Annotated in this window: 6 protein-coding genes and 4 pseudogenes; 7 read left to right on the forward strand and 3 right to left on the reverse strand. The window is 73.9% G+C overall.

What is annotated here, in order from left to right; all coding sequences use genetic code 11:
- The first annotated feature begins 87 nt into the window (after positions 1–87).
- From glgX to WJ438_RS09510, 5 genes and pseudogenes are all read left to right on the forward strand, one after another.
- A pseudogene (gene glgX / locus WJ438_RS09490) lies at positions 88–2,285 on the forward strand (glycogen debranching protein GlgX).
- A 67-nt stretch (positions 2,286–2,352) separates the two neighbouring features.
- Entirely contained in the window at positions 2,353–4,764 is a 2,412-nt protein-coding gene (gene treY, locus WJ438_RS09495; RefSeq protein ID WP_406724823.1) for a malto-oligosyltrehalose synthase, read from the forward strand.
- Positions 4,765–4,921: 157 nt separating this feature from the next.
- The gene (locus WJ438_RS09500; RefSeq protein WP_406724824.1) at positions 4,922–5,473 is read left to right on the forward strand and encodes an FHA domain-containing protein; all 552 of its coding nucleotides are present in this window, start codon (positions 4,922–4,924) and stop codon (positions 5,471–5,473) included.
- An 18-nt stretch (positions 5,474–5,491) separates the two neighbouring features.
- Positions 5,492–5,641: pseudogene (locus WJ438_RS09505) on the forward strand (dehydrogenase); the annotation flags it as partial.
- A complete protein-coding gene (locus tag WJ438_RS09510; RefSeq protein WP_406724825.1) occupies positions 5,638–6,066 on the forward strand; it encodes an SSI family serine proteinase inhibitor in 429 nt (142 codons plus the stop codon). The pseudogene WJ438_RS09505 and the gene WJ438_RS09510, both read left to right, overlap by 4 nt.
- Before the next feature lie 68 nt (positions 6,067–6,134).
- Here the strand turns inward: WJ438_RS09510 and WJ438_RS09515 are convergent.
- Positions 6,135–7,387, reverse strand: a pseudogene (locus tag WJ438_RS09515) (M14 family zinc carboxypeptidase).
- Between the two features lie 213 nt (positions 7,388–7,600).
- Between WJ438_RS09515 and WJ438_RS09520 the strand changes: the two are divergent.
- Entirely contained in the window at positions 7,601–7,846 is a 246-nt protein-coding gene (locus WJ438_RS09520) for a helix-turn-helix domain-containing protein (protein WP_406724826.1), read from the forward strand.
- Positions 7,847–7,867: 21 nt separating this feature from the next.
- A pseudogene (gene treZ, locus WJ438_RS09525) lies at positions 7,868–9,612 on the forward strand (malto-oligosyltrehalose trehalohydrolase).
- A 38-nt stretch (positions 9,613–9,650) separates the two neighbouring features.
- Here treZ and WJ438_RS09530 read toward each other — a convergent pair.
- On the reverse strand, positions 9,651–10,607 hold the full coding sequence (locus tag WJ438_RS09530; protein ID WP_406724827.1) for an aminoglycoside phosphotransferase family protein: 957 nt from the start codon (positions 10,605–10,607) through the stop codon (positions 9,651–9,653).
- A gap of 280 nt (positions 10,608–10,887) precedes the next feature.
- Positions 10,888–11,136 (reverse strand): PDZ domain-containing protein, encoded by a 249-nt coding sequence (locus WJ438_RS09535; protein ID WP_406724828.1) that lies wholly within the window; start codon positions 11,134–11,136, stop codon positions 10,888–10,890.
- Positions 11,137–11,373 lie beyond the last annotated feature (237 nt).

Here is an 11,373-nt window from a genome sequence, read left to right on the forward strand (position 1 = left end):
CGAAGACCCGGTACGGCACGGGACGACACGGCAACACTCGGGGCCAAGCGCCCCCACCGGGGCCGTCCACCTGAAAGAGTCGTGTCCATGCAGGTCTGGCCAGGCGAGGCGTATCCCCTCGGTGCCACGTACGACGGCGCCGGCACGAATTTCGCGGTCTTCACGGAGGCCGCGGACCGAGTAGAGCTGTGTCTGCTGCACGACGACGGCTCCGAGACGGCGGTCGAACTGCGCGAGAGCGACGCGTTCGTGCGGCACGCGTACCTGCCCGGCATCATGCCCGGGCAGCGTTACGGCTTCCGTGTGCACGGGCCGTACGCCCCGAACGGGGGCTGCGCTGCAACTCGGCGAAGCTGCTCCTCGACCCGTACGCGCGTGCGATCAGCGGGTCGATCCGCTGGGGCGAGGAGGTGTACGGCTACCACTTCGACGCGCCCGAGCGGCGCAACGACCTGGACTCGGCGCCGCACACGATGACGTCGGTCGTGGTCAACCCGTACTTCGACTGGGGTGACGACCGGCCGCCCCGGACGGAGTACCACCACACGGTGATCTACGAGGCGCACGTCAAGGGTCTCACCATGCGCCATCCGGGGCTGCCGGAGGAGCTGCGCGGCACCTACGCGGGCCTCGCGCACCCGGCGCTGATCGAGCATCTGACCGAACTCGGGGTGACGGCGCTGGAGCTGATGCCGGTTCACCAGTTCGTGAACGACCACCGTCTGGTGGACATGGGCCTGAACAACTACTGGGGCTACAACACCATCGGCTTCTTCGCCCCGCACAACGCCTACGCGTCCTGGGGCGACCGCGGTCAGCAGGTGCTGGAGTTCAAGTCGGCGGTGAAGGCGCTGCACGAGGCCGGTATCGAGGTCATCCTCGACGTCGTCTACAACCACACCGCCGAGGGCAACCATCTGGGCCCGACGCTGTCCTTCAAGGGCATCGACAACCCGAGCTACTACCGGCTGGCACAGGACAGGCGTCACTACACCGACACGACGGGGACGGGGAACTCCCTGCTCATGCGGTCCCCGCACGTACTGCAAATGATCATGGACTCGCTGCGGTACTGGGTCACCGAGATGCATGTCGACGGGTTCCGCTTCGATCTCGCGGCGACCCTGGCGCGGCAGTTCCACGAGGTGGACAGGCTCTCGTCGTTCTTCGACCTGGTGCAGCAGGACCCGGTGGTCTCCCAGGTGAAGCTGATCGCCGAGCCGTGGGACGTGGGCGAGGGCGGCTACCAGGTGGGCAATTTCCCGCCGCTGTGGACCGAGTGGAACGGCAAGTACCGGGACACCGTGCGGGACCTGTGGCGGGGCGAGCCGCGCACGCTCGCGGAGTTCGCCTCCCGGCTGACCGGCTCCTCCGACCTGTACCAGGACGACGGACGGCGCCCGCTGGCCTCGATCAACTTCGTGACCTGCCACGACGGCTTCACCCTGCACGACCTGGTGTCCTACGACCACAAGCACAACGCGGCCAACGGCGAGGACGACCGGGACGGCGAGAGCCACAACCGGTCCTGGAACTGCGGCGCCGAGGGCGAGACCGACGACCCGGCCGTGCTGCGGCTGCGCGCCCGGCAGATGCGGAACTTCATCGCGACGCTGATGCTCTCCCAGGGCGTGCCGATGATCAGTCACGGCGACGAGGCCGCCCGCACCCAGCGCGGCAACAACAACGCCTACTGCCAGGACAACGAGCTGGCCTGGCTCGACTGGCCCTCGGAGCGGAACCAGCGGGACGGGCGCGGGAAGGACGGGCAGGGCGCCGGCAGGGGCGGGGACGCGGACGGCGGCGAGGACGACGGTGACGACGCCCGTCGGCAGCTGCTGGCCTTCACCCGCGCGATGGTGTGGCTGCGCAAGAACCATCCGGTCTTCCGCAGGCGCCGCTTCTTCCACGGACGGCCGGTGGAGGGCACCCACGACGACCTGTCCGACATCGCCTGGTTCACCCCGGAGGGGGCGGAGATGACCCAGCGGGACTGGGACTCGGCGCGGGCCTCGGCGCTGACGGTGTTCCTCAACGGCAACGCGATCTCGGAACCCGGACAGCGCGGCGAACGCATCACGGACGACTCGTTCCTGCTGATGTTCAACGCCTCCCCCGGCCCGCTGGAGTTCGTGGTGCCGGTCGACCACGGCCGGCAGTGGCAGGTCGTCGTCGACACCGCCCGCGAGGACTGCGTACCGCCGGGCACCGGCCCGAAGGTGCGGGCCGGTGCCCGGCTGACGCTGACCGACCGGAGCCTGACGGTACTTCAGCGTCCTGTGTAGCGGTCGGTCCAGCGGCAGCCGGGTCACTGATGACAGGAAGGACGGCAGGGCGGGTACGTACGTCTGCATGACCCTTGAGCGACCCGACCCCGCGGTCCCCACCGCCACCTACCGGCTGCAGCTGCGGCCCGACTTCCCGTTCGCGGCAGCGGCGGCCGCCGTGCCGTACCTGGCCTCGCTCGGAGTGTCGCACCTGCACCTGTCCCCCGTCCTGGAGGCGGTGCCGGGCTCGCCGCACGGCTACGACGTGGTGGACCACGCGCGCGTGCGAGAGGAGCTGGGCGGCGAGCAGGCGCTGCGGGCCCTGTCGCGCACCGCGCGGGAGCACGGACTCGGCCTGGTCGTGGACATCGTCCCGAACCACATGGCGATGTCCCCACGCCACAACCGCGCCCTGTGGGAGGTGCTGCGCGAAGGGCCCGCGTCGCGCCACGCGCGGTGGTTCGACATCGACTGGGAGGCGCAGGACGGCCAGGTGCTGCTGCCGGTGCTGGGCGGGCCGCTCGGCGCGGAGCTCGGCAGGCTGAAGGCCGACGGCGACGTGCTGCGCTACCACGACCACGCGTTCCCGCTGCGCGAGGCCACCGCCCTGCTGCCGCTGCCGCAACTGCTGGACGCCCAGTGGTACCGCCCGGTGTGGTGGCGCCTGGCCCGCACGGAACTCAACTACCGGCGGTTCTTCAGTATCTCCGAGCTGATCGGGGTGCGGGTCGAGGACCCGGAGGTGTTCGAGGCCACCCACGCCAAGATCCTCCAGTTGCTGCGCGAGGGCGTGGTCGACGGGCTGCGCGTCGATCATCCGGACGGGCTCGCCGACCCGGACGGGTATCTGCGGCGGCTGCACGCGGCGACCGAGGGCCGCTGGACCGTGGTGGAGAAGATCCTGGCCGACGGCGAGCCGCTGCCCGCCTCCTGGCCGGTCGCCGGCACCACCGGCTACGACGCCCTGCGGCACGTGGACGGCCTGTTCACCGACCCGGCGGGGTTCGGGGAGCTGCTCGGCCAGTACCGGCGGTTCGCGGCGCCGCAGACGGACCGGGGCGGCGAGTGGGCGGCGACGGTGCGGCGGGCCGCGTACAAGGTGCTCACGCACGAGCTGGCCGCCGAGGTGGACCGGCTGACCCGGGTGGCGCACCGCCTGTGCGCCACCTCGCCCGAGCCCGCGCTGCGCGACCGCGCGCCCTGGGCGCTGCGCACCGCGCTCCAGGAGCTGCTGGTCCGGCTGGAGGTGTACCGGCCCTACACCTCCGTGGACCCGGCCGGCGTGGTCACCGAGGAGGCGGCGGCCGGTGCCCGGCTCGGCTTCGCCGTGTCCGAGGAGGCCGGGGCGGTGGACGTCGTACGGGATCTGGTGCTCGGGCGGTACGGCGACGGGCCGGGGCAGGCGGAGTTCCGTACGCGGTTCGCGCAGACGGCGTCGGCGCTGCGGGCCAAGTCGGTGGAGGACACGGCGTTCTACCGCTATGTGCCGCTGCTGTCGGCGACGGAGGTGGGCCAGAACCCCGGCGATCCGGCGGTGTCCCCGGAGCGGTTCCACGCCTACTGCACGCGCGTGCAGCGCGACTGGCCGGCGACGGGAACGGTGGTGTCGACGCACGACACCAAACGCAGCGCCGACGTGCGGTCCGCGCTCCATGTGCTCACCGAGTGCCCGCGGCGCTGGGCGGACGTCCTCGCGGAGGTGACCCGCACCGGCGAGGGCGTGCCGGACGCACAGCTGGCGTGGGCGGCCTGGCAGACGGTGTTCGGACTGGGCCCGGCGGACCCGGAGCGGGTGACGGGAGCGCTGCTCAAGCATGTGCGCGAGGCGGGGCTCTACACGAGCTGGACGGAGCAGGAGCCGCCGTACGAGGAAGCGGTGGCCCGGTTCGTGCAGGCGGGGCCGTGCGGGGCGCCGGGCGGGCGGGTGACGGCGTTCCGGACCTCGCTCGAGCCGCACATCCACGCGAACGTGCTGGGCACCGCCCTGGTCCACCTGACGATGCCGGGCGTGCCCGACGTCTACCAGGGCACCGAGTTCGAGTACCGGGCCCTGGTGGACCCCGACAACCGGCGCGCGGTGAGCTTCCCGGCCGTCGAGCCGTCCGCGCCGGGCGCGGGCGACGGCAGTGACGCCGACGCCGGCCTCAACGGCGTCGGCAAGGACGCGGTGACGCGGGCCGCGCTGCGGCTGCGGGCACGGCGGCCCGAGGCGTTCGGCGACACGGCGTCGTACGAGCCGCTGACCACCGAGGGGCCCGGAGCCGCGCACTGCGTGGCGTTCGTGCGTTCCGGTGCGGTGCTGACCGCCGTGACCCGGCTGTCGCTGCGGCTGGCGGAGGCGGGCGGCTGGCGGGAGACCCGGCTGGCACTGCCACCCGGCCGGTGGGCCGACGTACTGGAGCCGGGACGGGAGTTCACGGGGCACACGCGCGTGGCGGAGCTGTTCGCGCGGTCGCCGGTGGCGCTGCTGGAGCGGGCCGCGGAACCGGACGCGTAGCCCGTCCCTCGTGCTGCACCGGAGATCGATCCGCTGGAGGACGATCCTTCGGTGGCGGGGATCACTGCCGGAGGTGTGGGGGACCGTGGGGACGGCCGGGACGGCGCTTCTCCCGTCTCCTGGACAGTCCGCCCCGCACTGGCCGACAATCAGCAGCGTGACGTCGTCCTTCGAGTTCAACACGTACCCCGCGCGGCTCTCCGACGTGGAGCGCGACAAGGCGCTGAAGGTGCTGCGGGACGGTGCCGCCGTGGGACGGCTGTCCCACGACACGTTCATCCGGCGCATGGAGCTCGCCCTCGCCGCCCGGTCTCCCGAAGAACTCGTCCCGCTCACCGCCGACCTGCCCACCGAAGGCCGCTTCTCGCGCCTGCTGTTCTCCTCCGTGGAGGCGGTCTCCGGGTTCACGGTTCGGCTGCGCGGGGCGTGGCGGGCCGAGCGGCTGCCGAAGCTGCTGCTGCCCCATCCGGCCACCGGCCGCCCGCTGCGCATAGGGCGCGATCCCGCCAACGGGCTGCGGCTCAACCACGAGACGGTCTCCCGTGTGCACGCGGAACTCCACCGACAGGGCGACCTGTGGGTGCTGCGGGACCTCGGGTCGACCAACGGCACGACGGTGAACGGACGCCGGGTCGTCGGCGCGGCCGTCGTCCGCGAGGGCGACCAGGTCGGCTTCGGGCGGATGGCGTACCGGCTCGCAGCGAACTGAGCGCGGCGCGGTGCGACACGGTGGATTCCGGTCGCACGCCAGGTCGAGTACCGGACGCGGGCCGTGGCCGTCGCGTTCGAGCCGGCCATGCGGCACCCGCGCGCACGCTCCCGTTCGGGTGAGCCGGGCTGGGGTTCCGGCACCGCCGTGCCGATGCATCTGGAATGACGCACACCACGCACACCTCAGGGAAAGCGGTACGGGGCGCCCTGCTGGCGGCGATCACCCTCCTCGCCTGCGCCGCGCCCGCGCAGGCGGACACCCGGAGCGCGGCCCTCCCCGACACCTGGCTGATCCTCGGCGTCGACCGGGGCGGGGCCCGGACCGGCACGACGCCCGGCAGCCTGCTCCTCTGCGACCCGCCCCACGGCCACCCGCGCGCCGCCGACGCCTGCGCGGAACTCGCCGCGGCGGACGGGCGGATCTCCGGCATCCCGACACGGGACACCTTCTGCACGATGGTCCACGCCCCGGTGACCGCCCACGCGCACGGGCAGTGGCGGGGGCAGCCGGTCGAGTACACGGAGACCTTCCCGAACGCGTGCGTGATGCGGGCCCGGACCGGCTCCGTGTTCGCTTTGGACGAGTCGTAGGCCAGAGGGACGGGAAGCCGGGGCAGCTCGCTCCGGCTTCCCGTCCCTCACCCGTGCGCGCCGCACGGTCACGCGCGGGCGTGCAGTGCCGCCGCCACGACCGTGCGGGCCTGGTGCTCCACCTGATGCTCCACGGGCACCCAGCGGGCCCGGAAGTGCACGGCGAAGGCATCGCTCCACAACGCGACCAACCGGTCGAGACGCGCCGCCGCGTGCGCGTCGGCCTCCCGCAGCTCCCGCAGCAGCATCGCCGCCGCCCGCAGCGGCACCCGGCGCGTGAACGCGTCCACACTGCTCACGTACGCCCTCGTGCCGTCCGGGGGCGGGGTGCGGATCAGGTCGTCGGCCAGTCCCGGTGCCAGCTCCAGCCCCCAGACGGCCGCCCGCAGCAGCGGACCGCCGGCGGTCCCGGAGCCCGTCATGGCCTCGGGCCGCGCCTCCTCGAGCACCTGCCGCACCTTCCGCGCGTCCCGCTGCAGCCGGTCCGCCAGATACCGCAGCGCCGCCGCCGGTGCCGGATGCGGACCCGGATCGTCCACCAGGGCTGCGGCCCACATCGGCACCTCGACGACCGCTGTCAGACCGCCGTACCGGTGGGCGCGGTACCAGGTGCTGTGCCGCGCGTCGTCCGGCAGGCTCGGGTACGCCGGGCCGGCCTCCACCGCGGGCATCACCCGCACCCCGGGACCGGACACCGGCCAGCCGGCCGCGTCCGAGGCGCCGGCCTCCACCGGAATGTGCAGCTCCGCGGCCGACTTGGCGAACGACTCGGCGAGCCCCGGCACGTCCCTCGTCAACTGGACCCAGCTGCCGCCCAGATCGGTCCCGTGCAGCGACACCTGGAGGTAGGGCCGCAGCTCGTCGATGACCCCGGTCAGGGCCCGGGTCTCGGGCGGCAGCCGGTCGGGCGGCAGCACCGACGGCGCCCACTCCGGCTGCTCCGATCCCTGGGGACGGAAGAAACCCAGGTGGTAGTCGTACAGGCTGTGCGGCGGCGAGGTCACATGGAGGCTCGCCCCGTCGGGGTCCGCACACAGCAGGAAGTGCCAGGACGTGCCGTTCCGCAGCTCGCTCTCCTCCAGGACCCGCCGGGCCAGCGCGAGCAGTGTGCCCCGCCGGCCGGTTCGTTGGCATGGGCACCGGCGACCACCAGCACGGCACGCCGGGCGTGGCCCACGGACAGCAGGTGCAGCGGCCGCCCCGCGCGGGAGGTCCCCACCTGCCGCAGGACGCTCAGACCGGGCCGTTGGACCGTCAGCGCACGCGCGGAGGACACCAGTTCGGCCACCGTCGGATAGCGCAGCTCCGGCAGGAGACCCACCCCCCGTCATCCACCCGTCGTCGCAATCCGCAGTACCCCACGGTCACGGAACGGTGTCAAGAGCGCGACCGGGGGAGGCATCAGGGAGCGCGCGCAGCGCACTTCAGGCGAATCCGGCGGGTGCGACGCGGAGCGTCACAAGATCGTTCCGGCGAAGCCGGAATTCGGCCGATCCGACCCGGACTGTCGGCGACCGGTGCTAGCGTCCGGATCATGAAGCTTCGGTACGTCTTCCGTCTCGACCCCATGCCGGGTCAGCGCAGTGCGCCGACCCGGGCGTCCGGGTGCGCGCGGGTGGTGTACAACGACGCGATCGCGGCCCGGGAACGCGCCCGGGCGGACGGCCGGCCGTTCCCCACCGCGGCGGTTTCGTCGTGGACGCTTCTCACCGAGGCGAAGAAGATCCATGAGCGGCCAGAACCCCCGGGCTTCAGCCCGAGGAGCAAGTCAGATCACTGAGCAGACGAAGGGGAACCGTCCGTGCAGTTCGAGGTGTGGGCACCGCAGGCCGGCAGGGTGACGCTCCAGTGCGACGGCGTCACGCACGCGTTGGCGCGCGATCCGGAACGGGAAGGGTGGTGGCGCGGGGAGGCCGACGCGCGCGACGGCTCCCGGTACGGCTTCTCCCTGGACGACGGGCCCGTGCTGCCCGATCCGCGCTCGCGCCGGCAGCCGGACGGGCCCGACGGGCCGAGCGCGGTCGTCGACCACGAGGCCTACGCCTGGCGCGCGGCGTGGGCCGGGCGTCCGCTGCCCGGCGCCGTCCTGTACGAGCTGCACGTGGGCACGTACACGCGCGAGGGCACCTTCGACGCCGCCGCCGAGCGGCTGGAGCACCTCGCCGGGCTGGGCGTCACCCATGTGCAACTGATGCCGGTGTGCCCCTTCCCGGGCCGCCATGGCTGGGGGTACGAGGGGGTCTCGCTGTGGGCGGTGCACGAGCCGTACGGCGGACCCGAGGCACTGAAACGGTTCGTCGACCGCGCGCACGGCCTGGGGCTGGGCGTCGTCCTGGACGTGGTGCACAACCATCTGGGGCCGTCGGGGAATCATCTCCCGCGGTTCGGACCGTACTTCACCGACACCCACCACACCCCGTGGGGCGCCGCCGTCAACCTGGACGCGCCCGGCTCCGACGAGGTGCGGGCGTATCTCGTGGAGAGCGCGCTGGCGTGGCTGCGGGACTACCGGATCGACGGGCTGCGCCTGGACGCCGTGCACGCGCTGGCGGACACGCGCGCGTACCACTTCCTCGAGGAGCTGTCGGCGGCCGTGGACGCGCTGGCCGCCGACACCGGCCGGCCGCTGTTCCTGATCGCCGAGTCGGACCGGAACGACCCCCGGCACATCACCCCCCGCGCGGAGGGCGGCCACGGGCTGCACGCACAGTGGAACGACGACTTCCACCACGCCCTGCACACCGCGCTGACCGGTGAGTCGCAGGGCTACTACGCCGACTTCGCGCGCGCCCCGTTCGCGGCTCTCGCCAAGACGCTCCGCGGCGGTTTCTTCCACGACGGCACGTACTCCACGTTCCGCGGCCGGCGTCACGGCCGGCCCTGGACCGCACGCGGGTCGCCGGACACCGGCTTCTCGGGTACAGCCAGACCCACGACCAGGTCGGCAACCGGGCCCAGGGGGACCGGCTGGCCGCGCTGGTCTCCCCGGGCCTGCTGGCCTGTGCGGCGGCCCTCACCCTGACGGCCCCGTTCACGCCGATGCTGTTCATGGGCGAGGAGTGGGCGGCCGGCACGCCCTGGCAGTTCTTCACCGACCACACCGACGCCGAGCTCGCCGAGGCGGTGCGCGACGGCAGACGGCGGGAGTTCGCGACGCACGGCTGGGCCGAGGAGGACGTGCCCGACCCGCAGGATCCCGCCACCCGCGCCCGCTCCTGCCTCGACTGGTCGGAGCCGGAGCGCGAGCCCCACGCGCGCGTGCTGGCCTGGTACCGGCAGCTCGTCGCCCTGCGGCACGCTCAGCCGGACCTCACCGACCCCGACCTCGCCGACACCAAGGTGGTGTACGACGAGGAGCGGCGCTGGCTGGCCTTCCGGCGCGGGGACGTGCTGGTGGCCGTGAACCTGGGCGGCGAACCGGTCTCGCTCGCGCTGGGCGTCCCGCACGCGCGCGTGCTCGCCGCCTGGGAACCGGTCGGCGTACCGGGCGCCGACGGGTTGCTGCGCCTGCCCGGCGAGTCCGCGGTGGTGCTGCTGCAGGAGTGAGGGTCGGGGCTCCGGGACACGGCAGCCGGGGCGTGTCTCTAGGGCATGTCGTCGGTAGCGCGGAGGTCCGTCACCCGCTCCAGGAGGATCGCCTCCCAGGCCCGGCGCAGCCGGACCCGCAGCAGCGGCAGTGGGTCGGTGCCCCCGCCGCCGAGTGCCTCGGCGAGGTGCAGGACGCTGTCGCAGCGGGCCAGCCAGAGCCCGCGCAGACAAGGGCGGGCGCCGTAGCCGGCGAGGGTGGCGGCGCGTACGGCGGCCGGGGAGCCCACGGCGCGCGCCAGACCGGCGATGTCCTCGGCGGGGTCGCCGACCACCGCCCCCGCCCAGCCGAGGACACCGCGTACCCGGCCTTCGGCACTGACCACGAGGTGTGCGCCGGTGAGGCCGTGGTGGACGAGGACCGCCGAGCCTGGCTGAGCGGTGAGCTGGACGGCGGCGGACGGGGTGAGCTGCCGCAGCCGGCCGGGGGCGAATTCGTCGGCCCCGGCGAGTCGTTCGGCGGCCTGTCCGGCGGCCCGGCGCAGGGCCTCCAGGGAGCGCGGGGGGACCCGCGGCACGCCCAGCGTCTTCGCCTGCCGCACCGGCACCTCGCGCAGCCCGGTGAGCAGCGCGGCCAGGTCGGCCTCGCCCACGGCCGACACCCGGTGCTCCTCCGCCGACCCGCCGGGCAGCCTGGTGTCCAGGGTGTAGACCAGGCCGGGCGCCCACTCGCCGTGCGCCGCGCTCGACGGCACCGCGACCGGGATGTGCGGCCGGACGAGTTCGCGCAGCCGCAGCTCACGGCGCCTGCGTGTGCTCGCCGCCCGGTCGGGGGCCAGGCGCAGCACGTGGCGGGTGCCGATCCACCAGGTGGCGGGGTCGTCGCCCTCGCCGCCGGGCCGCACGTCCAATCCGTCCGGCCCGGCGGCGGTGTCCGCGCCACCCCCCTCGTCCTTCAGGAGGGTACGGACCAGTCGGCGGACGGTGTCCGCGGTGGGTGTCGGTGCCTGGGTCATGGTCGCGCCCGGTGTCGTTCGATAGGCGTTGCGGGACGTCTGGGGCCGCTCAGTCCCCTATGACCGCCTCCCGTACGCCCTCCATGCGGGTGGCGGAGCCCTCGGTGGTGAAGAGGGTGAGCGTACTACCGGTCATCCGGGCCTCCCGGAGCGTGCCTATGGGCTACGTGCGGTCACGTGCAGCATCCTGCCCGGCGGACGGGGGCTGCGCGAGCCGGTCCGCCGCGTTCAACCGGTCGTGTCACCTTGTCCGGGGCGCCCGCGGCCCGCTTCCCGCTGGTCAGGTGACGAGGCCGGGGACGGCCGTGAGCTGCCGGTGGCCTCCGTCGCGATGGCGCACGGTCAGGGTCACCTCGGCGCCCGGTCCGGCCCGGACGACCGCGCGGGCCGGCCCGGCCGCCGGGCCGGCACGGGTGCCGCCGACGGCGAGGAGCACGCCACCCCGGGCCGGAGCGGCCGAGTACCCCGGGCCCGGCACATGGACGCCGGCCACCAGAGCCCCGGGCCCGCTGCCGTCCACGACCTCCACGCCGAGCCCGACGACGACGGGCGCGGCCGCCGGGGAGGGGGCGGGACGCCCCGCCGCGGACGGCGCGGCGGGGGCCGGGAACCCCGCCCGGCGCTGCAGCTCGGCGAGTCCGCCGCGCCGACGACCGTGGCACCCATCGCCCCGCCCCCGGACAGCGCCAGGACCGTGCCGACGGACATCGCGAACAACGTGGTCATCAGCCGCCGACCCCGCCGCCGCGCGGCATGCGGGCGCCGC

This window comes from Streptomyces sp. GD-15H, from assembly GCF_045291515.1.
Taxonomy (GTDB): Bacteria; Actinomycetota; Actinomycetes; order Streptomycetales; family Streptomycetaceae; genus Streptomyces.